The organism is Streptomyces sp. ITFR-6 (genome assembly GCF_031844725.1).
In the GTDB taxonomy this organism is placed as follows: domain Bacteria; phylum Actinomycetota; class Actinomycetes; order Streptomycetales; family Streptomycetaceae; genus Streptomyces.
Map to the genome: position 1 here is coordinate 3,911,516 of NZ_CP134612.1, position 26,576 is coordinate 3,938,091.

The following is a 26,576-nucleotide window of genomic DNA, read 5'->3' on the forward strand; positions in this document are numbered from 1 at the left end:
TTATGCGCGGTCGTCCAGTATGCGGCGGAGCTTTCCGGCCAGGGAGCCGGACGTGTCCAGGCCCCGGGCGCGGAGCCAGGCGTCGATCAGCCGCTCCAGCCGGTCGTCGGTCAGGACCCCGTCGTCGGGGCCGGACAGGATGTCCGGGCTCAGCGCCTCCAGGACGTGGAGGACGTCCTCGATGGAGTTCTGATGGGCTGCCAGCCAGGCGATCACGGCTGGGTCGCCCGGCAGATCCGGTACCTCCGGGCCGTCCGGGAGGTCCGGCGCCGTGCCCAGCGCGTGTTCGTCGGGGAACCGGCCGTCCGTGGCCACGTGTTCGCGCAGCTCCGCCTCGGTCAGCGGGGCGATGCGCCAGTAACGGCCCCAGTTGTCGGTGTAGTCGAGCTCGGCCGGCTCCGGGCTGCCGCTTTGCCGCAGACGGTCGAGGACGAGCTGGGAGCCGCGCATGATCTCGTCCAGGGAGTGGTGCTCCGCCTGCAGCATCTCGGCCATCACCCCGAGCCGCACCAGGCCCAGATCGACGTCCAGGCCCCAGGCCTCGCGCATCTTCGCGGCCTGCGACATCAGCCGGTGGGCCGATCCCGAGGTGCCGGCCAGGACCAGGCTGCCGTCCGCTTCCGCGCCGGACTGCTCGGGGGTGCTCATCGCGATGTGGAACCGGTTCATCCCCGGGATCCACGGGACGGCCGCCTGCCCCATCAGGGCCCGCTCGGCCTCGCTCAGCGGCGGCGAGAGGTCCTCGGGGCGCACCGGGGTGCGCAGCGTCCGCTCGGCCTCCTCCATCAGCGCCTGCTCGCCGGGGTCCCGGTCCGGCCGCCCGCTCAGCGCCGCGTAGGCCGTCATCGCCTCCGACCGCGGCCTCGACGACCGGTATTCGGCGGTAATCACCTCGGGGTTCGGGTCAGGGCTGCCCAGCAGGTCCGAGATCAGTCCGCCGTGCCCGTCCGGCGACTGCGCACCGATCCACAGCATGGCCATCCGCTCCCGCAGGTTGCCCGACTCGACCACCGCCAGGAGCCGTTCCCGGCCGGTGCCCACCGCCCCGTCCACGGTGGGGTCGTCCGAGCCCAGCTCCGGCCGGCGGCCCACCGCCTCGGCCCGCTCCCACAGCTCGCGCACCATCACGCCGAGCTGAGCGTTCGCCGCTTCGTGACCGCCGAGATACCGGCCGAGGCGCTGCTCGAAACGCTTCGCCTCCCGGGCGTAGCGGATGCGGGCCATGACCCACTCCGGCGCCGGACGGGCCGCCAGCAGGTCCCGCACCGGGAGCGGCGCGCCGGTCAGGGCGTCCGCCACCCGGCGCATCCGTGCCTCGCTGCCGGTGGCGGTGGCGGTGGCGTCCGGCCCGTCCGGCAGTCCGGCGAGCAGGCGGTCCCCGTCCCGGACCAGGAGGGCGGCCGGTGTGCCCGCGGCGGGTTCGCCGTGGAGCGTCGTCATACCGTCCGGGCCCGCCACGGCCACCGCGGCACCGAGTCCGCGAGCCGCCGCCGCCACGAGCGGCCCCATCGGCACGTCCACGTCCTCGCCCCCGTAGGAGGGGTCGCTGAGCAGCGCTCGGAGGCGCTGAACGGGGTCCGGGGAGATCCGTGCGGCCGGGAACCGGTCGCCCAGCAGCATCGCCTCCGCTCGCTGACCGGCCGGGAGCGCTACGCCGATCCGGTCGAGGAGACCCAGCGGAAGGCTCCGGCCCCCGTCGAGCGGCGGCACCGCCTCCTCCGTCACGTCGTCTGCGGTGAGGGTGCGGTCCAGCCAGTCGCGGAAGTCCCCGGCGGTCTCGACGCCCGCCGCGCGCAGCGCGTCGGTGGCCACGTACCGGAGGGCGAACAGCAGTGTGTCCACGGTCCGGTCGCCCTCTCCGGGCGACTCGTGGAGCGCGAACACGGTGCCGCCGAACTCGGCGGAGTCCGGTCCGGTACGCCGGTAGCCGGGCGGAGCCTCCGAGGGGGCCGTCCGCGCCGCCGCCGTACCGTCGGCGGTCGGCTGCCCGGTGCCGAGGTCGAACAGTTCCTCGGCCGGGGTCGCGAACTCGGCGGGGGTGAAGGGGAGCGGGCCGTCCTGCGGCAGCGCGGCGAGGCTGTCCGGCACCGGATTCGCCTCCTCCACCACCTCGCTGAGCATCGGGGGCCGCTTCTCGGTGTGGACGAGCCGCCGGCTGACGACGTCGAACCGCATGCCCGGCGGATACAGCGCCTCCCCCTCCGACAGGTGCTTGAAGAAGGGCACGCCGTCGCGCGCGGTCGAGTCCCTGATCTCGATCAGCTTGCGGTGCGAGCCTGACGGGACGGGCTTGTCGCCGAGTGCGAACTCGACCGCCTCCCCGATCACGAGGGAGGCGCTCCGGAAGAACGCCACGTCGATCGTCTCCTCGCCGTACATGGGGCCGCTCACGTCCGGCGCGTCCACCGGTCCGGGCGCCCCGCGCTCGCCCCACCAGACGGTCCGCCCGACGGGCGGCAGGATGTCCAGCGCCTCGACGGCCATGTCGATGTGCAGCCTCAGCTCACCGTGCAGCCGGTCCGCCATCATGTCGACGCGGCGCCGCAGCCGGGCCAGCTCCGGGCTCGGCCCGTCGAGATCGGGCAGGTCGCTGAGCGCTTCGTACAGCTCGGTGAACTCCGGCCGGCTCACCAGGGTGAGCGGGGGCATGTCCAGCTCCTCCTCGCGCGCCGAATCCAGGATGTAGCGCCAGGTGTGGAAGCGCACCAGATGACGGCTGACGCCCTGTCCGAGCCGCTCTCCGTTGAGCAGCGCCTTCATCAGCCGGTAGTCGTACGAGCTGTAGAGGTACAGGGCCGTCATATGGGCCGGGGTGAGCCGCCGGAGCGCCTCGACGCCGCGCTCGCCGTGTCGGTCCAGCCACGCGGACATGGCGAGGAGCCTGCCGGTGGGCCGGGGCGGGAGTGCGCCGTCGAGCGCGGCGTCGGCCATCGCGACCAGCGCGTCGGGCACGTCCATCGTGCCGGTGACCTCGAACGGGAACGACATCCGCTGCTGGTACATGACCTGGTGCGGCGGGGCCAGGGCGTCGAGCGCGCCGCTGTCGGGGCCGGCCGGCAGCAGCCCGCTCCCCAGGAAGTGGCCCACCGCCCAGGTGTGCAGCGAGGCGCCGTCCCGGGTGGCGGCGGCGCGTTCGTCCGCGGTCCCCATGCCGATCAGGTGGGAGGCGCGCAGCACCTCGTGCAGCGACTGCAGGTCGCCCGGGATCATCCAGGCGGCCAGGGCGGCGCGGAACGCCGGCAGCACGGTGGGCGGCAGGCCGAGGGCGGCGGCCATCCGCAGCAGGCGCAGCGCGGGGCCGTGCTCGCCGCCCACCCGGCGGAAGCCACGGCTGTCGTGCACCGCGCGGTAGGCGCTGTCCGCCGTGAACCGGCCGAAGCCGCCGCCGGCCCCGGCGAGGGCCTCCTCGACCTGGCGGGGCAGCTCCCGGCCGGCGTACGCGGCGCGCAGGAGGACCCGCATCAGGCCGTCCAGCGCCTCCGGGCCCGCAGGCGTGCCGAGCAGCCGCTTCAGCTCGGCGACCGGGTCCTGCGGCGCCTCGTCCGGCGCGAAGAAGGCGCGCTGTGCGGCCTCCTCCCCGTGCCGCTCGACGAGCACCGCGTACACCTCGCGCACCACGTCCCCGACCGCCTCCGCGAGTTCGGGGGCCTCGCTCAGCGCCTCTGCGAGGGAGTCCTCCCAGTCGACGGCGGCCTGCCGCCACTCGCGCTCCCGGTACAGGCCGGTGAACCGGGCGGTCTCCGGGGCCCCGGCCGGCTGCCAGGACGACACCGCCCAGGGCGCTTCGGCGGGCTGCTCCGGGCCGGTGTCCGGCGTACCGCCCCTGACGTTGACGTGGTCCGGCGCCGGACGGCCGAACGCGGCGCGCCCGCCGGTGCCCGCGTCCGGGGCCGGTGTCCGGGGGCCCTGCCGGCCGTCCGGGTATTCGGTCACCCATACCGTGGCTTCCCCCTCGGCGTCCTCCAGCAGGTGCGGCAGCCCGTCGGACACCGCCGCACGGCCCACCGGCATATGGACCGGCAGCCCGGACCCGTCCGCCATCCGCCTGGCCCGCGCGCGGGCCTCTGCCTCGCTTTGCGGTACGTCGCCGGGGCCGCACGCGAGCACCGTCACACTGCGGGTGCCTCGCTCCCGCGCCGAGCGCAGGAGCCGCCCCGCGTACGTACCGTCGTCCCGCCGTACCCCGCCGTCCTCGGTGACCAGGGCGAGCCCGTCGGGGCCACCGTGCGACGCGAAGAAGAACGTGCCGTCGGCCGTGCCGCCGCCCGGCAGCGTCCGCTCGGTCGCGACCGGCCGGCCCTCGCCGTCACGCTCCCACGACACGAAGCCCCGCGCGCCGCCGAGCCGGGCGTACTGCTCCTGCCGTGCCGCCCAGTCCGCGTCGTCGAACGACGCCACGCCGATGAGTTCGCCGTCCTGCCCGTGGACGGGCCGCAGCACCGGGGCGGGCCGCTCCTCGGACCGGGCGGCGACGGTCGAGGGGCCGATGCCGAACAGCTCGTCCGCCGGTCCGGCTTCCGCGATCCGCCGGGCGGCTCCGGGCATCCGGTGACGCGCGGTCACCTCCGTTGCTTCCACGGACTCGTAGGGCTCGGTCCGCAGGCCGCCCGGAACGACCGTCCGGGTGGCGACGCCGAAGGAGGCGCCCGGCGGGTACAGGGCCTCGGTCTCCAGCGGCAGCACCACGAACGGGCTCACCTCCCGCGCCGTCGAGCCCGCCACGTGCACCAGTCCCCGGTGCGCGTCCCCGGGGACCCCCTTGCTGCGGTGCATGAAGCCGAGTGCTTGCTCGCGTACCAGGGCCGTGCTGCGGAAGAACGGCATCGTGATCCCGTTCCTGCCGTACACCGGTCCGTCCGCCGGCGGCCCGCCCAGCGGGCCCGGCATCCCCCGGTCCCCCCACCAGACGTCCCGGTTCAGCGGGGGCAGCAGCTCCAGGGCCTCGATCGCCATGTCGACGTGCAGCGGAAGGTCCTCGTACAGCGCGTCGGCCATCGCGTCCAGGCGTCGCCGCAGGCCGGCCACCTCCGGGGTCGGGTCCTGGAGGTCGTCCACGTCCCACATCGCGTCGAACAGGGCGGTGAACCCGGGCTGCTTGCGGAGCGTCATCGGCAGCAGGTCGGCGGCGCCGACCTCGGCCATCTTCCGGGTCATCGTCCAGGTGTTGAGGCGCACCAGCCGGCGCCCCATGCCGGGGCCGAACCGCTCGCCGTTGAGGAACGCCTTCATCTGCCGGTAGTCGGCGCCGCTGTAGAGGTGTATGGCCGTCAGATGGGCCGGGTGCAGCCGCTCCAGGGCCTTCCTGCCCTCGTCGCCGTAGCGGTCCAGCCAGGTGCCGAGCGCCCGGCCCCGGTCGGTGTCGGGAAGCGGGTCCCCGGCGAGCGCGGCGTCGGTCAGGGCCACGAGGCCGCCGGGGAGGGCGAGCCTGCTGCGTGTGATGTCCTGGCCGAACGTCATCCGCTCGGCGTACAGGGCGCGATGCGGCGGTACGAGCGGCTCGGCGGGCGGGTTGTCCGGGTCCGTCAGGGTCGCGTCGGACGTCGCCGCGGTGTCCGCTGCCCAGTTGTGGAGGCCGGCGCCGTCGCGCAGCGCGAGGTCGCGTTCCTCTTCGGTTCCCAGGCCGAGCCGGTGGGAGGCGCTCAGGATCTCCGGCAGCGACTGCAGATCGGCCGGGACCGCCCAGGCGATGACCGCGTCGCGGAACGCGAGCAGCTGTGCGGGGGAGGCGCCGAGCGCGGCGTAGGTCCGCAACAGCCGCAGCGCGGGCCCCCGGTCACCACCCACCCGGCGCAGGCCCCGGCTGTCGTGCACCTCCCGGTACGCGCTGCCCGGCGCGAACCGGGCGCGCCGGCCGGCCGGCCGGGACAGGGCTTCGGCCACCTCGCGCGGCAGCCCCGGACCCGCGTACGAGGCGTACGTGAGCGCGCTCATCAGTGCGTCGACGGCGAGCGGCCCCGGGGGCAGCGCGAGCAGCCGCTCCAGCTCTGCGGCCGGGTCCCCGGCGACCGCGTCCGGGGCGAAGAAGGCCCGCAGGGCGGCGGCCTCGCCGTGGCGCTCGGCGAGCTCCCCGTGCATACGGCGCGCCGCGTCACGGACGGACTCGGTGAGCCCGGCGGTCCGGCCCAGGTGCCCGGCGAACGCGAATTCCAGGTCCACCCCGCGCCGTCGCCACTGGCGGTCCCGGTACATGCCCGCGAACCGCACCGCGCCCGGCGATCCGGCGGGCCGCCAGGACCGCACCGCCCAGCCGGGCCCGGTGCCGGAAGCGGTACCGGTGTCCGCCTCCGGGGCGATGTCCGGAGCGTTCCGCGCGGCGTTGTCCGGTCCGGCCGGGGACACCGGAGTGGCGTTGATCCGGGCGGGGGACGGATAGCCGATGCCGGGCCGCTCGTTCCTCTCACCGGGGCCGGTGCCCGTGCGGACGGCGCCGTCCTGGACGGTTACGGGAGCGAAGTGGAACGTACCGACGCCGGACTCCCGCCGGGCCTGCGGCGCCGGCCAGGACGGGTCCGGGGCAGCGCCCCCGGGGCCCGGGAGAGGCTCCGCCGCCTGCGGGGCGGCGGGGGCGGAGGTGGCCGCCGCGGTACCGAAGACGGTGAGTGCGGCGTCGGTCGTGGTGCCGGGGGCGGCGAACTGCCGGACGGTCCCGGTCCACCGGCCCGGGTTCTTGGTGGCCGGGTCGAGGAGGGCGAGGATCACGAGAGGGGTGGCGGGATCGGGCGCGTTCAGCATCATCGGCGCGTCGTAGCCGAAGGCCGGACGTCCGGTGCGCTGGGAGAACCGCTGCAGCAGCCCGGCGGGGAGCACCCCGGGGCCGGTGGTCAGGAACAGCACCGGGGTGTTCAGCGGGACCGTGCGCAACGCCGGGTCCATCGCCATCAGCGCCAGGAACTCACCCTCCGAGACCTCGACGGGAGCCCGGCCCGGCAGATGCAGCACGAGGGAACCGGCCCAGTCCACCTCGACCACGTTCAGCAGCGGCATGGGCCGTTCCGGACCCGTCCAGACCGGCTGAACCAGCTCTGTGACCGTCCCGTTGGGCCCGTGCGCGATCCGCCGCACCCGGCCCCAGTCGACCCCGGCAGGCGCCGGCGTACCCGACCAGTTCACACCCTGGACATTCGGCCCCTGCCGCAGCAGAGCCGCTGGGGCGAAGGCGCCGGCCTCCCGCAGATGACGCGCAGCCAGCAGATCGTGGTCGGAGGCGTCCGCGCCCTCCGCGATCGCCTTGGCCGTCAGCTTCCACAGGGTCTCCTGCCCGGCCCGGTCCCACACGGCGGCCACATCCAGATGGAGAACCTTGCGGCCCATCGCCTCCCGGTCGGCGGGCGTCATCGACCGGAAGATCTGGGCCGCACGGGTCATGGCCCAGAGCGTGGAGGCCGCGTGCCTCGGAGAAAACGGCGCGCCGGGCGGCAGCGACTGCACGTACCGCATCTTGTCCACGCCGTTCTCACCCATGTGCTTGAGGGTGAGCTCGACCACCGGCGCGGGTATCTCCGCCGTCAGCTTGGCGTCCGGATCGGCCGCGATCCGGGCCGCGGCGAAGTCGAGCAACGCCACGTACCCGGCCGGAGCCGGAGCCCTCCCGCTGTGCTCCTGGACGAAGAAGGCCCACATGTCCAGGCGGAACGGCGTCAGCCCGCTTATCGCCGGATCGTTCACCCGCATCCGCTCCAGCGCGCCGATCCCCTTCAGCACCCGCTCGTACCGGCCCCCCACCACACCGCGGTGATCCTCGATCCGGTTGCCGAACACCTCCCGCAGAGCCCGTACGAGCCGCAGCGTCGTGGCCCGGACCTCCGGCGACGCCTCACCCGTGCCGAGGTGCAGTCCCGCTTCCCGCGCCAACTGGTCCAGCTCGTGATCCAGCGGCTCGGGACGGGCGACGACCCGGCGGCCGCGTTCGCCGTCGGCGCCCTCCAGAGCCACCCGCATGGTGTTGCCCATGCCGGTCTGCCTGGTGCTGCCCTCCGTCTCCATCCGGCTCAGATTCGCGACGTGCCCGATGAGCGGGATGTCCTCCAGCGGATCGTCGATGTGCGGGGCGGGCGCGTACGAGCGCTGCTGCTGCCTCGGGTCACCGTCCGACGCGCTCCAGCAGATCTCCAGATGCATCCGGTGCCCCGGCGGCAGCTCCCGCACCTCGCGCAGGCCCGTGATGTACGCGGCGGCTGCCCGCTTGTCCAGCACCACCGTCCGGCCGTCGAGGAGCGGAAGCCCCATCCGGCCCGGATGGCCGTGCGCGGCGAAGAGATACACCGCCGAAGCCATCGACACCGGCTCCGTACCGGTGTCCTGATAACCGGTGTCGGCGGGTGTCCGATGCACCAGCCGGCTCATCCGGCGGAAGATCCGGAAGCGCTTCTCCCGGGACCGCAGCGCGTCCCCCCGCGCGACCGCCAGCCGTCCGTACCGCTCATTGCTCTCGTCCGCCAACGGCCGCGTGTCCACGTCGCTGTCGCGGAACACCGTCCCGTCCATCGCGGTCCACTGGCGGTCCTCGTAGGCCGTGTTCGCAGAGGGGTCGACCGAGATCCACAGGCCGATCGGCGCGTCCGGATCGCGGTCGACCATCACCACGACGTGCGCGTCCCCCGAACTGTCGGCTATCAGGCGCCCGTCACCGCTGGGGCCCCACACCTTCCGCCCCAGCCGGTCGGCCACCGTCCGCAGCGTCCGCTGGTACTGCGCCCCCGCGAACGGAACGGCCAGCACCACCGGCACGTCCTTCGCCAGCTTCGTCAGCTCGGGATCGGCCTCAAGCGCGTCGGCCAGCCCCTCGGCGTCCAGCACCCGGCCGTCCGGCAGGCGCACCCGCCCGCTCTCGCCGTCCGCCGACACCACGTAGGCGTCCTGCGGCCACGGCGCCGCCTCACTCGACACCTGTTTGGGGACCTCGCCGGCCCGGGTCTCGATGACCCTTACCTCCGGCAGCACCCGGCTCACGGACGACGTCTTCCAGCTGCGGCCCCGCGAAGGACCGGAGGACGCGGCAGGCCCGATCATGGTCCGCGCCGAGAGGATGCCGTCGTCCGGTCCCGTGAAACCTCCGGTCACGGCGGAGGGCGCGGCGGGGGTCACCGCGGGGGTCACCGCGGGGGTCACCGCGGGGGTCTGCGTCGTGGGTTCCGGGGCCGGCCCGAAGAGGGACATCTCCGTGTCCGGCGCCGCCCCGCCGCCGATGGCGTCCGGGGTGGCGCCGGCCCCCTCCCAGGCCCGCACGCTCTGGTACCGGGGAATGAGCTGGAGTCCGGACAGCTCCAGATCGGCGCCCACCGAACCCGCCGCCTCGACCAGCAGGAACTGCAGAGCCACCGGCAGCGGAGGCATCGGCTGCCCGCGATCGGCGAAGTACGCGCCGGCCGCGGACCGCAGAGCGCTCCAGGTCAGCAGGGACTCCGAGCCATTGGCCGCCCGCACCCGGTCCAGCGCCCAGAACCCGCCCAACAGCGCCTCGAACGCCGCACGGTCGTCCTCCAGCAGCGGACCGTAGACCAGCCGGATCGCCCGCACCCAGCGCCGTACGGCCGGAGCGCGCCCGCGGTCGCCGGTCACCAGCTCCGCGAGCCGGGCCAGCTCGGCGGTGGACGGCTCACGCCGGAAGCCGACCCACCAGTCCCCCTCCGCCAGCTGCCACCGCGCCGGCGCACCTCCCTCGCCCGGGACGAGGACCGGCTCCTGCCCGCTCCCCGTCCCCCACACCCAGCGGTCGAAGCCGTCGGAGAGCACCTGGCCCGGGAGCGGGACCTCCAGCGGATCGGCTACCGGCGGGCCCGCCAGATCGGCCCCCGCCACCACCACGGCCGTCTCGGGGAGCGCCGCCGTCAGATCGCCGTCCACGGCGAACAGGAGGTCCACGATCCGCGCGTAGTCGAAGGCCGCGTCGCCGCCGTCCGACAGCGCCAGCACGGCGCCCCGGGCATCGCCGCGAAGGCCTACCAGCCGCGCCCTGCCGAACGGCAACGGCTGCAGCGGACTCTCCAACGGCACCGGCCCGCGCCGCACCAGCGTGAACCCGCCCGCGTCCGGCATCGCCCCGTAGGCGTGCCGGTGAGCGTCCTGCCAGTCCTGCACCGGACGCGAGGACAGCCCCACAGTCCGCCCGTCCGCGCCCCGGTGGGTGACCGTCAGCACCCGCTCCAGCGGGACCCGGGTCCCGTCGAGCGCGACGATCTCCGCCTTCCACTCCAGGACCGGCGGCGTCCGCCCGGGATCGGCCAGGACGGCGAGGGCGCCCCGCGCCCCGTCGACGAGTGCCCGGAGCCTGGGCTGATGCTGCGCGGGGAGGCCGTCGATGGCGTCGGACGCCTCGTCGACGGCCGCCCGGAGCGCCCGGTGCACGGGGTCGTCGGCGGGCAGCGGGGTGCCCAGGGCGTAGGCGCCCAGCGCGCGGGCGGTCCGCTGGCTGTCCTCCACCGACATCAGCCTGTTGGTTCCGCCGCCGGGCCTCGGCAGACCCGTCATCAGGGCCATCTGCACGAAGGCCGCCAGACCCCGGACCACCGGGTTGTTGACGATCCGGCCGATGGATTCGCGCAGGACGTCCTCGGGCAGCGGGGCCGCGTACCTCTGCGCCCGCAGATAGGCCTCCCGGCTGAGCCGCGACAGCTCGGCGACGGCACGCCGGATGTCCTCGGGCGTCATCAGCTGACCGTCATAGGCGAAGTGCCGCAGTTCCGTGAGGACCAGCGGGACCGCCAGCCTGCCGTCGTCGGTGTCCAGGGTCGGGTACTGGTCGTCGTCCATGTCGACCATCTGCTTCTGCGTGACGGTCCGGCCCTCTGAGGTGCGTCCCGTCAGTACGGAGGTCAGGTGCTCGCGGGGGGAGGGCACCTCTCCGATGGTCGCGTCGAAGAACCCCGGGAAGAACGGCTCCCCCGGCGTGACGGCCTTCCGGTAGAGCTCCAAAAGCCTGCCGAGGGTGGCGGCGAGACCTCCGCTGATGCCGTCGTGGTGCTGGTCGAGGAGCTGCCGGCTGCGCGGCCGCAGCGCCCGCAGGACACGGTCCAGCGAGGGCCGGGACGCCACCGCCAGGGCGTTCTTGACCATGAACGGGACCGGGCCCCGGTTGAGGATGACGCCGGTCGGCCTGGCCACGGTGTGGGAGAAGCCGAAGCGCAGATAGCCCCACATGTCGTCGACGTCCGGTATGACCGCGAGGAAGGGAACGGACACGTCGGGCACGTCCTCGCGGCCGGTGAAGGCGCGCAGCATCTCCGAGAGGGCCTTCATCCCGAATTCCCGGCTCGCCCCGTCCACCGAGCCGAAGGGTCCCGGCGGCAGCCGGTCCGCCACCTGGTCCTGGAGCACGCTCAGGCCCAGGGCGGGCAGTCCCGTGGTGGGCTGGACGTAGGCGAGGCTCGACCTGACCGGGGTCCGGCCGACGAGGATGCTGTCGCCCAGCTCCGTGGTAATCCAGCCGTCTCCGGCGGGGAAGAGCTCGGCCAGCGGGATCTGCTCGGGCGCGCCGGGCTCGTCCCTGGCGTCCAGCGCCCGCTCCATCCTCCCCAGCTTCGCCAGCGCACTCTCCTGGGACTGCCTCCGCTCGCCCGGCAGCACCGCCATCGGCTCGATGACGATCTCACCGATGAGATAGGAGGTCTGGGTGGGCTTCGGCGCTCCCGGTGGCAGCGCGGGAGGGTACGTGAGGTGCAGCCGCCCGTCGGCGGTCCGCCAGAAGCCGCCATGATCGGTAACGATCTTGAAGCCGGGGGCAGTGGCCAGCACCAGCTTGGCGGGAAGGTCGCCGCCCCCGCTGATCAGGAACACCTGACGCTTCTCGACCTCCAGGCCGATGGCGCCGTAACCGCGCACGGGCGCCGGGTCGAGCAGAGCGGCCGCCGTCGACGACGACTGCGCGAACACCGGCAGCGCGTGCTCCACGGCCTTCCCGGCGGGGTCGATCACCAGCGCCTGCCCGTCGGACGGCGAGACCCTCGGCGGGAACGCCGACACCTGGCGGTCGGCACGGGCCGACACGTCCACCCACACCACACCGTCCGGCCCGCCCAGGTGGTAGGCCGCCCACGCGTGCCCCGGCGCGTCGTCCTGACGCCGCGCCAGGACGAGCCCCACGGCGCCCGGCCCGGCCACACGGACCGCGTCCGCCACCGCGCCCCACGACCGCACCCCGCGCCACCCGGGCCCGGCCACCAGCGAGGACGCCGGGCCGGAGCGGACAGCCGAGCCGTCCAGCGTGACAGCCGGGCGCACCCCCCGCGGATACAGGCTGTCCCGCAGTTCCCCCAGCAGCGTCAGGCACCGCTCGACGGACATGCGCCCCGCCGGCTCCCGGTCCGCCACCTCGCGCACCTTCCGCCTCAGCTCCGCACGGCTGAGCACCGGAAGGGGCGCGAGGGGAGCCGTCAGGGCCGCGCGGGCACGCTCCCGCGCCTCGGCACCCGCCGTCGCGGCGGCGGGCCCGACCGGGTGTCCGGGCGCCGGGGCAGGGCCGTGGGGCTGCGGCACGAGTGCGTCCCCGGCCGGGTCCCACATCGCCCGGAAGCCCGCCCAGACGTCCTCCTCCTGCCGCGGGTTGGACTGCCAGGGGTGGAAGCCCCTCGGGTCGGGGCCGTACAGCTCCCGCAGCAGCGGCAGCAGCTTCGGCTCGTGCTCGCGGACCCACTTGGTCCCGTTGTTGCGGGGCAGGCCGGTGTACGGGTCCGTCCCGGCGTTCGTCGAGAGGTAGACGTTGCTGAGCTGGGCGAAGTACTCGAACTCGTCACGGGAGGAGTAGTTGCGGTGCGTGCCGGAGTCGTCGTACAGCGGCCCGTCGGGCCAGTCCGTGAAGCCGCCCTTCCGCGTCTTCTCGGCGAACGCCTCGGTGATCAGCCGCCGCTGGCTGTCGGTCAGCCCGTAGCGGTGGACGGCGTGCGCGAACTCGTGGGTCGTCGTGGAGTAGCCGTCGTTGTGGAGGCCCGCGCCCGGCACGCTCGTGGTGCCCCCCAGCAGGTTCTCCTCCGCGGCCGCGACCTGTCCGTCGAGCTGGACGCCGCGCTCGGTGTCGAAGGGGCGCGCGTCCTCGGTCGACTCGCCCCGGATGGTGCGGAACGCCTCCAGCGAGGTCATGGCCGCGTCCTTGGGGACGACGATCATCCGGGCGCCCTCGTTCAGCATCCGCTCGGCCGCGGCGGGCGAGCGCAGCATCCGCGCCACCTGTGCCCGCGCCTCGATCCCCGCCGAGACGTTCAGATCGACACCGGCCGGGACATCCACCATCAGCAGCGCGGCCGTGCGCGCGAACTCGTCGGCGGGCAGTCCCCGGCGCAGGGCCGCCACCAGCTCCCGGTCCGCGGCCAGGGTCTCGCGGTCCTGCTGTGAGAGCGGCAGCAGCCGGGCGGTCCGCTCCGTCCCGGCCATCGTGGGCAGCAGGCCGGCCAGGGCGGCCAGTTCCGCCGCCGGCAGCGAGGGCCGCACCGTCGTCGCGGACGGGGGCGGCGGCGCCACGGCGGGCGCGGCGGCAGCGGCCGCCGTCCGCTCCTGCGGCGGCGGCGCGGGCAGGGGCTGCCCGCCGAACCGGCCGGAGCGGGTCGGCCGGGCGGGCGCCGAGGACATGGAGCTGAGCAACGACGGCTCCGTGCCGCTGCCCTCCGCGCGGCGGCCGGTCTCCAGCGTGCTCACGAGGCCGGGCAGCCGCCCCCACGCCTCGGTGTGCCGGCGCGCCTGCTCGCTCAGGTCCTGCCGGGCCTCGGTCAGGTCACGCTCGATGCCTCTGACCTGGGTCCGGATCGATTCGCGGGCCCCGGTCGCGCGCCGCAGGGCGGCGTCCGCCCGCAGCAGCGCACGCTCCGCCCGGGTCACGTCCCCGTCGGCGCGGGCGAGCTCCGAGACGAGGGGGCCCTCCTCCTCGCGCGCCACGTCGAGGGCCGCCTTGGCCTCGGCGGCCGCGTCGCGGGCGGCGGTGAACTCACGCTCGTACCGCAGGCGCTGGTCCCGGGCGGCCATCCCCTGCTCCCGGATGGCGTCGGCGCGCTCCTCGGCCGCTTTCAGGGCGCTCTCCCGTTCGGCGGCGGCCTGGCCGGTCACCGGGGAGGTCTCGTCGAGCCGCTCAAGGCGCTCCACCTCGGCCCGTGCCCGCTGCCACGGCTCCCGCAGCCCCTGTTCCTCCTCGTCGGCGGCGTCGTGCAGTGTCCGCGCGTCGCGCCCGGTCTGCTCCAGCCGCGCGATCTCCGTCCGCGCGTCGGCGATCCGGTCCCGGACGCCGTCGAGCTCCGCGCGGGCGGCCTCAGCGGTCCGGACGGCCTCGGCGCGGGTCAGGTCGGCGGCCCGGTGCGCGGTGGTGGCGGTGTCCACGGCACGGCCGGCGGACTCCAGGGCCCGCAGCGCGCCGGGCTGCCGCCGCGCCGTCGCGTCTTCCCGGTACCGGGCCGTCGCCTCGGCCCGCACCGCGCGAAGGTAGTTGCCGACGTCGTCCCGTATCCCCTCCCAGGCGCCCCGGGTGGCGTCGGTCGCGTCGGCGAGGGAGCCGTCGGCGGCGAACGGCCAGTGCCGCAGCCCCTGGCCGGTACGGACGACCAGCTCGACCGGCCGGCCGGCCAGCGCGGCCGTGCGGGAGCCGACGAACAGGGCGCGGGCCAGGCGGGTGCCGTCCGGATCGGGTCCGAGCGCGAGCCACAGCTCCGCCGTCGCGTCCTGCTCGTCGATGCCGTCCGCCAGCACCCCGGGCAGCTCTGTGACCGGATGCCGCACCCAGTCCCGGAGATCGTCCGCGTCCTGGCCGGCGAGCATCGCGGGCACGTCGTAGATCCGGGGGCCCGGCCTCGGCCGGGTGACACCGAAGCCCAGCACATCGCGTTCCCACAGCCGCACGGTGAGGCTCCCGGTGACGTACCGGGTGCCCTCGGGACCGGTCACCGTGATGACGGTGTCGACCAGCGTCTCGTGGGCGTGCGTGCCGCGCCGGTCGGCGGCCTCGGCGGCGGTGCCGGTCCGCACGCTGGTGAACCGGGAGGCGGAGGCGTTGCCGCCGGAGGTGTTGGTGTGGGGCTGCTGCGCCAGCAGCGGGAAGGTCAGGCCGACCAGTTGGGAGTTGCCGCTCGGCAGGCCGAAGTTGCTCTGGTGGTTCAGGTTCAGGGTGAAGGAGCTGCCGGCCGACGAGGTCGTCGCGGAGGTGCGGACCTGCTTGCGGACCCGGTCGACGGCGCCGTCGCCCGAGTCCGACGCCGAGCGCGGGTTGTACAGGGCGATCTTCAGTGACGGCGCGGTGCCGGGCCCCTGGAGCGGCCAGCTGCCGGGCATCGTGGTGGTCAGGCCGACCGCCGTGCGCGCCGGGTCGAGGCTGACCTCGCCGGACTGGATCAGCTCGCCCAGGCGGACGGCGACGGCCTCCGCCGAGGCGTTCGCGGGCAGGCCCCAGGACGCGGCCGTGCGCGGCGCGACCTGGCGCAGCGCCTGCATCAGCTGCGGTACGGCGTTGGCCTCGTGCACCGGCGTCGGCCCGGTCGGCAGCAGGAGCGCGTCGCCCGCGAACGGCAGGGTGCCCAGAGCGGCGGCGTCGGCCGCCGACAGCCCCAGCGGGTGACGGGTGAGCAGTGCCGGGGGCCGGGGCCCGGCGTGCTCACGCGGCTCCGTGGCCTCGGAGCCGACGAAGCGCACTTCGGCCGCGACCGGCACCGTGATCGTGCGCTCCGGCCGGCCGTTCAGCAGGCGGTGGATCCAGGTGCGCACCCGCTGGACCACATCGCCTTCGAGGCCGGACAGGTTCAGGAGCCCGCCCTGGAAGGCACCGCCGGGGATGTTGGGCGGCCACTCCCACACGAGCTGGGAGCGGACCGTCGCGGTGACGCGGTAGTCGAGCTCGAAGTCGGCGCCGAGTGCCGTACGCGTCCAGAACCGGTCCTCCGTCGCCGTGTCGGTCCGGGCAGTGCGGGTCCTGGCGGTGGTCAGCCCGAAGGCCGGGCCCTCGCGGTCGGTGCGCCCGGTGGTGCCGGGCCTCGGGTAGCGGGAGATGACGTTGATATTGAGCTGACGGGTCTTGGTGACGCCGGAGACCTTGGCCCTCGCCTGCGGGGTGTGCGCGTCGACCTGCTCCAGGCCGCCGCCCTCATCGGCCGGCCGGCCGCGTACGGCGCGCAGGGCGGGCGTCTGCAGGATCGGCTCGGCGCGCAGGGTCACCTCGACCAGCCGCACCCCGCCGAACGCCCTGTGGATGAAGTGCAGGCGCGAGTGGCCGCCGGGGCCGCGTCCGGGCAGGGCGCGCAGCCCCGCGGGGCTGGTGCGGCGGGCGATCTCGCTCTCGACACCGGGCAGGTGGGCGGCGTGTCCCGGCTGGAGGGAGCCTGGCGCCTCGTTCTCCACCAGCACGGTCAGCTCCCGGCCCAGCCGGTCGCGCCGCTCCCTGCGGTTCGCCGTGTCGTCGAGCTGGGTCACGGAGAGCACGCCCGCCTTGCCCAGCTGCCGGCTCCGCACGAAGCGGGTGGGGAGGGGGACGGCGGGCAGGGCCGGTGCCAGGGCCGGGATGCCCGCCATGCCCTGGAACCACCGCGCCGCGCGGGCCACGCTCTGTGCGGGAGCCAGGTACGTGACGCCTCGGGCGAGGTCGATCGCGACGGTCACCGGGGCGTAGCTGCCCAGGCCCACGGCGTTCCCGGCCACGTTGCGCACGCCCCACTTGACCGTCACCAGCAGCGTCAGGTCGTTGACGATCCACAGCTTGTCGCCCGACTCCTCCAGGGCGTGCGTGACCTTCGTGGTGGAACTCACCGTGCTGGTGTCGTCGGTCCGGCGGGAGTGGGCGTAGCGGCCGATCGGGTTGGCCTGGTGGACCAGCCGCTGGGGCGGCGGAGGCGGCGCCTGCACCGCGGTGACCTGGAAGCTTCCCTGGTGGACACGCCCGACGGCGCGCTGCCGCCCGGCGGTGTCACCGGAGTTGACGTCCTGCTCGGAGTAGAGCGACCCGGAGCCGAGCGGCCGGGGGTTGGTCAGATAGCCCCTGATCTCCAGCGTCATGGTCCGGTCCGCCGCCATGCCCGGCAGGGTCAGGCCCTCCACCACCTGCACGCCGTCCAGGATCTGCGCGGCGCGGGCGAGGAGCTGGGACGGCCGGATCGCGCCCTGCCGGGCCTCGGTCGCCAGGGTCCCCTGGTCGTTCAGCGAGGCTCCCGCCACGGCGACGGACGTCCACTTGTAGGTCGCCACCGCCCCGTCGGCGGAGGTCTTGGCCGCCCAGGTCACCGGCGTCGCGGCCCAGCCGGCGGCCGCGCCGACCCGGTTGACGGCACCGGTCAGGCTCGCGGGCAGCGCCTCCTTGACCACAGAGCCCCGCCTGGCGGTCTCCGTGGCGAGGTCGTTCAGCTGCGCGGAGGCACGCCGTACCGCACGCCCCACCGCCCCCTCCTCCGGGTGCCCCGGGTAGGTCCCCGCGATGATCTGCCCCAGGGCCTCCGTCAGGGCTGCGGTGCCCCGGAAGGTGTCGACGAGCGCCCCCACCGGCAGCTTGGTCAGCCCCGGCAGCGGATGGCCCCGGCCGTCGACGCGGTCCAGGCGGCGGTAGTCGTCCGTCGCCCCGCCGTCGGTGACCGGTTGCCGGATCACGTGTCCCGCCCTGGGCGCGGCGGGCACGGGGGCCGCGTCCGGGGCGCGGGTGCGGTAGTTCGGGACCAGCACGGTGACGGTGCCCGGCACGGTGTTCGGGACGGCGCCCGGGACCCGCAGCACGATCCCCTCGGCGCCGTCCTCCGCGTCCGCGCCCGCGTCGTCGGCGAAGCGGACGAGCGGATCGTCACCGGGGCCCTCGTACACGTCGAGGGCGAGCCTGGCCGGTATTCGGAAGAGTTCGCTGCCGTTCGCGCTGGTGAGGACGAACTGGTCGTACGCGACCGAGTCACCGGTGTTCGAAGCGTCCGTGAGCTGCTTGGTGCCCAGGTACTCCGGGCCCGTGTTCAGCGCCCAGGAGCCGCCCGCCACGGGTATGCCGAGCGCTCCGCCGCCGCCCAGGGAACCGCTCAGCGCGGTGCCGCGCTGCCGCCCGCCGCTCGCCTCGTGCGAAGTGAGTCCGACGTGGTGGACCTCGGGCAGCCTGCGCTCGTGGTCCGCGGGGCGGGAGGTGTCCCCGGCGGCGGAGAACCGCAGCTGCGCCCGCCGGGTGCCCGTCAGCGCGTTCGGCCGCTCGAACCACACCGGCTGCCCGCCGTCCACCGCGTCCGCCAACGCCGTGGCCAGGCCGAACCGCGAACGCATCTGCGCCAGCCGCCGCACGTTCTCCAGCTGCGCCAGGACCAGCGGCTCGTCCAGCCGGAACGGGTGCGTCCTGCTGCGGGCTTCGGCGGGCGGCAGGAACCCTTCCTGTCGCAGCCACGTCTCCGCCCGCGCGAACATGCCCTCCGCCCCCTCGACCTTCAGGGGGGTCTCGGCGTATCCGACGCTCTCCAGGTTCCTCAGGTGCTCGGGAGGCTCCCGCAGCTCCTGAGCCGACGGCCGGGTTCCGCGCATCGTCGTCCGCTGAGCGATCCGCAGCCGCAGGCCGTCGTCCCACGGCCCGAACCTGCCGGTGACCCGCCCGCCGCCGGCCCGGTGCAGCGTCACGTCGTAGGTGACGCGGGCCGGGGTGAGCAGATGGCTGCTCTTGGAGCGCAGCCCGTGCGTCATCGTGGTGCTCTCGACGGTGTTGAGCGCCTCGTTCACCTGCCAGTTGACCCCGGCCCTGCCCAGGAAGTTCCCGCCGAACGACTCCGTGGCACGAGGGTGTCCCGCGCCGCGGTCGGTGGTGAACGTCGGCCCGCCCGAGAGCTCGGCCCCCAGGCCCGCGGTGAACTTCGCCGACCGGTCCAGGGTGGACGTGTGCGTGAGCCACGTCTCCAGCAGGGCCTTGCCCTCGGGGCTCTTGCGCAGCGGCTCACCCGGTTCGATCCGCGCGGTGAGCTGGAGTATGCCGATCGCGTTGCCGTCCTTGTCCAGCAACGTCGAGGAGAAGACCCCGCCGTCGATCTGGAGCTGCGGAGTGCCGCGCAGCATCTGCTCGTGCAGGAAGTTCTCCAGCGCCCGCTCGGAGCCGGCGGGCAGGTCGCGCAGGTCCGCGAAGTCGTCGTCCGCCAGGATCTCGGTCAGCAGCCGGCGCGGTTCGCCGACGCTGTCGACACCCCACAGCGGCAGGTCGCCCACATCACCGGGGACCGGCAGGTCGCCGGTGACGGAGTCGTCGAACGCGAGGTGCTCGTGGAACCAGAGGGTGAGGGCGCCGTGCGACTGCTCGGGCTGCCAGTTGCCCACCGCGTCCGCGCGGTCCATGTCCACCTGGACCTGCCACTGCCCGTCGACGTCGATCGGGTGGGCCGGGTCCTCCGCCTGCTGCTTGTTCAGGACGAGGAACGTCTCGCCGACGGTGACGGACTCGGCCAGCTGGTTGTGCGTCGCGGTCAGGTTGAAGGTGCCGTCCAGCCAGCGCAGCGGGCCGGTTCCTTCGTTCGGGAAGACCGCGGTCCAGGGGACCGAGCCGGTACGGAAGGTGCCCGAGCCCTCCGCGTCCGAGGACATCTGGCCGCCAGAGGCCCGGTACTCGACCTGTATGCCGGGCAGCGTCGCCGGGAGCTGATCGCCGTTGTGCCCGTACTTCGCGGACCGCACGGCACCGGAGTAGGCGAGCCGTACGTCCACCGACCGGTCGCGGCCGTTGTGCCGGACGGTGATCCGGTGGCCCTGCCGACTGCGCAGATCGGGCCGGTTCAGTTCGACCTCCTCCGCGCTCAGCACGTCACTCAGCCCGGTCCGCAGCTCCCGGCCCGCCGCGCTGTCCGGATCGGCCCCGAGAGCCAGGATCACCTGCCGGTGCAGTCCGTCCAGCACGGAGTCCGGGGTCGGCTCGTGGATGACGAGGCCGATGTGCCCGTCGTGCTGAGTGCCGTGCGCGCGCACGTACCGCGACAGCTCACGGTCCACGTCCGCCTCGGCCGGCGGTGCCACCGCCGGCGCGGGGACGACCGTGCCGGCGGCGCGCGAGCTCTCGGCGACGTCAGCGGGCGTCGGCACGGCCGGCGGGGCCCCTCCGGCGAAGGTGTGGAGGGTGCCCTGTTCGTCGGAGGTGCCGGGCAGGACGACGGGCTGCCCGGTCTGCCAGTGCGCCGCCGGCCGCGCCGGGTCGCCCGCCAGGACGATGACGTATTCGTTGCGCGCCGTGTCGAGGACCGGGGCGCTCGGGAGCTCGGAGAGCACCGTCGTGCGGGCCGTGCCCGACCGGCCGGCGACGTGCCGCGCCAGCCCGACGGGGTTGGTGTGGGTGCCGACCATGAGCAGCGGGACGGACAGCGCGAGCTGCCGGTGCACCCGGTCGTGGCGCAGCAGCGCGGCGATCTCGCTGCCCGGCACCCACCGGCTCGAACCGTCGGGGAACGGCATCGACACGTGCCCGTTCGTGCTGTCCGCGTAGATCACGTACGCGGCCGCCGGGGAACCGGCCGGGGCGCCCGGCCAACCCGGTTCGTACGGCGTGCCGTTGTCCACCGAACCGTCCGGCGACACCACATAACCCTGGGTGGAGACGTCGCCGTCGACCGGCCTGCGGGTCCAGTTGCGGCCCATCGCCACACCGCGCGTCATGAGCCGGGTGCCGTCGTCCAGCGCACCCTGGCGCACCAGGTCCCACGCGGCCAGATCCGCCGGGTCCGAGGGGTCGAACCCCGTGACGGCGGCGCCCGCCATCAGCCACAGCAGCCGGTCCCCGGCCTCGTCCGCCGACAGCTCGGCCGACGCCGGCAGGTGGAGCACCTTCCTCGCGTGCGCCACCGGGTCCGGCACACCGCGCAGCGCCTCCGCGCCCTTGACCGTGCCCCACACCAGCCGGCTCACGTCCGCCTGTGTCACGGCCTGCCCGGGAGGCAGCCGCAGCACGTCGGCGGCGAGGGCGGAGAGGTCCTGCCCGCCCAGTCGCCTCAGGGCCCAGTCGAACGACGGCAACTGCGTGTACCCGTGCAGCGTCAGCTGCCCGGCCGCGGCCTCGTCCGCCCGGCGGGCCGCGTCGTGGAGCACGGCGCGGATCTCGTCGGGCGTGGGTGCGTCGTTGCCGGTGCGCTGATGGCGGGCGTGCACGACCAGGTGCAGATGGTGCAGGGTGAACGGGCCCGCCACCCGCAGATGCGGGTCGGCCCGGCGCATGTTCTCCAGCGCGCCCGCACCCCGCAGCAGCGTCCGGAACTCCGGGTCGGCCGCCACCTGCCCGCCGAACGACCGGCGCAGCGCCCGCACCAGCCGCGTCGTCGCGTCCGCGTCCTCGGGCGACACGGTTCCCGCCCCGGAGTGCAGCCCCGTCCACCGCGCCGTCCGCGCCAGGTCGGCCCCCCGCGGCTCGGGGGGAAGCAGCACCCGGGCCCCCTGCTCGCCCGAGGGCCCGGCCATCGCGCCCGCCTTCGGGCCCGCGGCGCTCCGCCGGTACGCGTGGACACGGTCCACCGCCAGCACACCGGCGGTGCTGCCGTTGGCCACCCCCTGGGCGTACGACGTCATGCCCAGCACATCGAAGACGTACGGGGGTGTCGCCGCGTCCGTCAGGTACGGCAGGTCCTCCGCCAACGCGTCGGCCCAGCACGACCCCAGATCGATGACCGCGCCGGCGCCGAGCTTGCGCATGCTCGGGCGGCGGCTGATGAAGCGGCCCGTCTCCACGCCGTCCACCTGGACGGACGGGCGGCCGTCCGTCACCTCCATGACGCCCCGCATCGGCATGCCGTGCTGCGAGAAGTGGTAGACCGGCCGCCCGTCCTCCAGGAGCGGGACGGCGGTACCGATCTCCCGTGACGTCACCGGATCGAACTGCGCGAACCCGGAGACCTCGTCGAGGGCTTCGAGGACCGGCTCGTTGATCACGAGGTCGGCATCGGACATCGTGACGCGGCCCACCGACCGGCCTTCGTCGGCGATCGTCCGCGACTTGACCGCGCGGTCCGGGATCACCGTCCCGTCCAGGGCGGTCACGAAGCCCTCGTCCACGACGCCGTCCGGGCCGAGGTCGTCCGCGTCACTGCCGAACCAGCCTCCCAGCGGCACGTTCCGCGCCCGCTGGTTCTCGACGACGATCCTGCTGAACCCGGTCTCCGCGTCGTGGACCAGTGCCACCTGGCCGCTGTGCGCCCAGATCCCGTTCCGGCCGGTCCTGAACGCCAACGACCGTGGCATGACCAGCCCCTGGTCACCACCACGGTTCAGCACCAGCACCACCGGGACGCCCGCCGGGAGCCCGGCCAGCCCCGGATCACGGGCCACCAGCTCCACGAAATCGCCCCACGGGACCGACAGCTCGCCCTGGCCCCAGGGGATCAGCACCTGTTCGTGATCGCCCGTCGCCGCGACCACGTACGCACCCGATTCCGTGTCCCACAACGGGTCGATGGGGCCCTGGAACCGGCCGTCGCGCCGCTGCCACACCTCCGAGGTGTTCACGACGCCCACCGGCCGGGCCGTCAGGTTCAGCCCCTGATACGAGCCGTCCGCCAGGACGATGTGCCGCCCGTGGTCCAGGGTGCCCCCGGCCGCCAGGTGGTAGGCGCCCAACGACGCGACGCTGGAGGACCATCCGGCGGCCATCGCGTTCTCCACCAGCGTGAACAGCTCGGCCTGGAGGTCGGCGGACACCGGGACACCAGCCGGGACGTGCAGCACCCGCCGGACCAGGCCGTCCGCGTCGAAGCCACCGCGGGGATCGTCGAGCAGCGCCAGCCGCTCCAGCTCGGCGGCGGCCCGCGAGTGGTCCGGCGCCGACGGGGTGAACCCGGGCGCACCGCCGGGCAGCCGTGGCGCGAGCCCCAGCTCACGTCGCGTCCGGCTCGCCAGGTCCGCGCCCGAGACGGCGTCCGTGCCGTGTACGGCGAGGTGTTCGGCCACCTGCCTCACGGCAGCGCGCGGTTCGGTGTCCGCGTGGCGGGAGTCGGCGAGCACGGGGTGCAGCTCCAGCGGCAGCACCAGCGACACCGCCCGCCGCCAGGCGTCGGCCGGGTCCGTGCCGGTCGGGACTCCGGAAGCCTGGAACGTCGCGAGCGCGAAGTCCTCGTAGGCGGAGCGCCAGGTACGGCGTGCGGCGCGGGCCGCGACAGCGTCCAGCGCCTCGCTCCAGGGGCCGGGCCGGTTCATCAGCACCCGGACGTGGCCGACGGGGTCCAGCCCGCTGTCCTGGACCTGCACGGATCCGTTCAGCTCGGCCTGGAGTGCGGCACCCCCGCCCAGCGTCACCCCGGCGGCGGTCAGCTCCGCGGCGGTGACGGCGCCGTCGGACGGCAGCCTCGGCGGGGCTCCGGTGAGGTCGTCGGCGGTGATCAGGGCGGCGGTGCGCCGCCGTTCGGCGTCCGTACGGCGGACCCTGGGCACGATCGCGGCGAGCGCGGCGTCGGCGGCGGCGTCCGCGCCGAGGGCGCGCAGCCGGTCCACGGCCGCGTCGATCCGCCGCTGGCTCCGCTCGACGTCCCGCAGGGCTTCGTGGAACCTCCCGGTGTCCTCGCTGCCTCCCCGGCCGCTGCCGACCCGCCTGCCGAGCAGGTCCACGGTCCGGGCGGCCCGGTTGAAGGCGGTGAGGGCGTCGTCGTGGTCCCGGCGCGCCTCGTCGATGGCGAGCGCGACCGGGAAGATGTCGCTGATGCCGTCCGGGGCCTGATCGCCGGCGAGGTCCGTGCCCCGGTCCACGCCCTTGCCCTTGGGGCCGGGGTCCTGGGCCTGTGCGGTCTCGGTCTCGGTCGCTTCGGGAGCCGGCGGCGAGGCCGTGTCCGGCCGCCCTTCGTCCTGCCCGGCCACGGACGGGACGTCCGTGGCCGAAGTCGTCCGGACCGGGGCGGGCGGCGCGATCGGACCGGGTGCGTCCGGGACAGCCCTGGCCGGGCGGTCGGCCCGCCCGGGAGCGGCGTCGGGTCCTGGCCGGCCGGGCGACGGCTGCTGAGCCGCGCCGGCGGCGGCCGACTGTGCGTTCTGAGCCGCCGTCGCGGGCGGGGGCGGCGGGGTCGTCAGGGGCGTGACCGGTCCGGTGGCCGCCGAAGGATCGCCGGAGGAGGTGCGGAACCCGTCCGGCCCGGCGGGCAGCGGCTCCGGCACGGACGCCCGGGTCCCGGTGGCCGCGTCCCCGTCGGCATCGGCATCGACCTCGGCATCGGTCTCGGCATCGGCATCGGCATCGGCATCGGCGGAGAGCGGTTCCGTACCGGTCCGTGGCGGTGTGCCCGGCTGCCCGGGACCGTCGGCGAGGCCCGTCCGGCCATCCTGCTCGGTAGTGCCATCCTGCTCGGTAGTGCCGTCCGGCTCGGTGCTGCCGTCCGGTTCCGTCAGGCTTGTTCCGCGCTGCTGACCGTTCTGGTCCGCCGGACCGGACGACCTCTGCGACTGGTTCCCCGCGCCGGACGTGCCCTGCGACTGGTTCCCCGCACCGGGCGCGGATGCGCTCGAACCGGCCGGCGTACCCACGGGCGTCACCTGCGGGGCGGTGACCGCATCGGCGTCCGCATCGACGTCGGCATCGGCATCGGCATCCGTGTCGGCATCGCCATCGGAGGACGCCGGTGCGCCCTCCGGTACGGGCGAACCCTTCGGCGTCGTGAGCCCCTGCTGCGGGTCACCAAGCGAGCCCGGGACGTCCGAAGTACCGGGCGCGAGGTCGGGCGACAGGTCGGGCGTCTGCTCCGGCGTCAGGTCGGGCGTCGTGAGGTCGGTGTCCGTGCCGTACGGGGACCCGGACGTGCGCCCCGACGTGAGCCCGCCCGTCGACCCGGACGGCAGCGATGTGATGTCGGGCTGGAACGCGGACGGGACCGTGGTGGACGAGGTTGTCGACGGAGAGCTGGACGGGGAGGGCGGCGGCAGATACGGGATCTGTGACCCGGTCGTGCCGGTCACCCCGTCCAGGACGCCCGGACTGTTGAACCCGCCGGTGTCGCCCGTGATCCTCGTGCCGGACGGCGAGCTCGTGCCGGACGGCGAGCTCGTGCCGGACCCGGAGGTGCCGGAGCCCCCGGTGGGCGTCGGGTTCAGTGTGGTCGGAGGCTTGTACGACGACGACGGTGGCAGGTTGATGCCGCTGCCGATCCCGCCCGGAAGGACGGACGAGACGGTCGTGTTGGTGGGGGCCGCCGGGCCGGGGGTGAACGGGACGACGCTGCTCACCGTCGACGGGCCGTTGACGCCCGGACCGGCGGCCGACCGCACCTGGGGGCCCGTGGTCCCGGAGGGGCCCGAACCGCCGCCGCCAAGCGGACTGTCAGGCGCGGGCGGGTTGTTGAGATCGGTGAACTGATTGCTGTTGTTGAAGTACTTGTCGAAGACGATCGCGGCCCCGCCGCCGACGGCAAGCCCCGCGCCCACGTCGAACAGGCCACTGGTGCCCGACCCGACGAAGGTCTGCCACTTGAAGCTCCAGTTGTCGTAGAAGGCGCCGTTGATGATGACCTCGGCCGTGCCCTCGGCGGCGCCCGAGACCACGAAGACGGTGACAACGGTCGGCGGACCGTTCACCAGCCCCTTGAACAGCAGGCCGTCCGGCTTGAAGTTGAACTTGTTGAACACGTCGTCGAGCAGGTTCTTGAAGGAGTTCGTGAACGGCTTCAGGAACATGTCGAAGACCCCCATGAACGCCCCGGTGAGCGCACCGAACGCCCCTGCGACCCCGACGTCCTTCCAGTCGATGCCGCCCGGCCTGCGGCCACCGGTGTTCAGGCCGATCTGCGCGAGGCGGACCGCCAGCGTCTGGATGGCCTCCTCGATCGCCTCGCTCAGGCTCGGCGCGATGTGCGTCATCCGCAGCAGCCGGTCGATGATCATCAGGACGGCGAGCTTGCTGCGGGCCCTGGCCAGGAACATCTGCGAGACCGACGCTCCGCCGGTGAACGCCATCAGTGCTGCCAGCAGCGCCAGTTCGGCGAGCAGCATGATGATCTCGGAGATGATCTCCCACTTCGATCCCTGGATCGACTGCGAGTAGGTGACCTGGCCGTTGGCGAGCTCGTCCAGCTGGAAGAGCAGTTTCTGGACGGGATCGTTGCCGCCGGGCTCATCGGTGAGCATGCGCACGCTCTCGATGTACGGCTGGGCCACCTCCGGCGGCAACGACTCCTCGACCAGCTGGATGGTCTCCCGCGCGGCGGAGCGCAGGTCCATCAGCCCCTTCTGCAGGGCAAGGTAGAGATGACGGCTTTCCCACGCCAAATTCTCCCTGGCCTGCAAGGGCATTTCCCCGAGCAGGATCCAGAGCATCGTCTTGACGTCAGGTGGAAAGTCGATCTCGTCCACTTAGTGCTTGCCGCCTCCGCTGGAGTCCTCGCCGAGACCGTCCAGGCTCGACATCTGCCGCCCGATCTGGTCCTTCGCGTAGGACTGGACGCCCTCGATGTGCTGCCCATTGGCCCAGACCGCTTCCCGGAGCCCTACGAACGCGGAGCCCAGGGCCGTGACCAGCTCCAGGCACGAGGCGTTGTTCGCCTCGTACTTCGGCAGGACCTCGTGGGCGAAGTCATCCGTGTATCCGGCCCAGCCGCGGTAGGTCTGCGAGTCGCGGATGAAGTCCTCCCGGATCTTCTTCGCCCGCTCCGGCAGCGACTCCATCATCTCGTCGCTCCGTCGCAGACCACCGGGGTTCGCCACGTACTTGCCCGTTGCCATGAGTACCTCCCTGGTTCGCT

The 26,576-nt window shown here is 74.3% G+C and carries 2 protein-coding genes; both read right to left on the reverse strand.

All coding sequences use genetic code 11. The features are described from left to right. Entirely contained in the window at nucleotides 1-26,187 is a 26,187-nt protein-coding gene (locus RLT59_RS17835) for a lonely Cys domain-containing protein (RefSeq protein WP_311304314.1), read from the reverse strand. Further along, entirely contained in the window at nucleotides 26,188-26,556 is a 369-nt protein-coding gene (locus tag RLT59_RS17840; protein ID WP_311304315.1) for a hypothetical protein, read from the reverse strand. Nucleotides 26,557-26,576 lie beyond the last annotated feature (20 nt).

Bases quoted from the DNA above. Each gene is read 5' to 3' on its own strand.
- RLT59_RS17840 (WP_311304315.1), bottom strand. From the start codon at position 26,556: ATGGCAACGGGCAAGTACGTGGCGAACCCCGGTGGTCTGCGACGGAGC.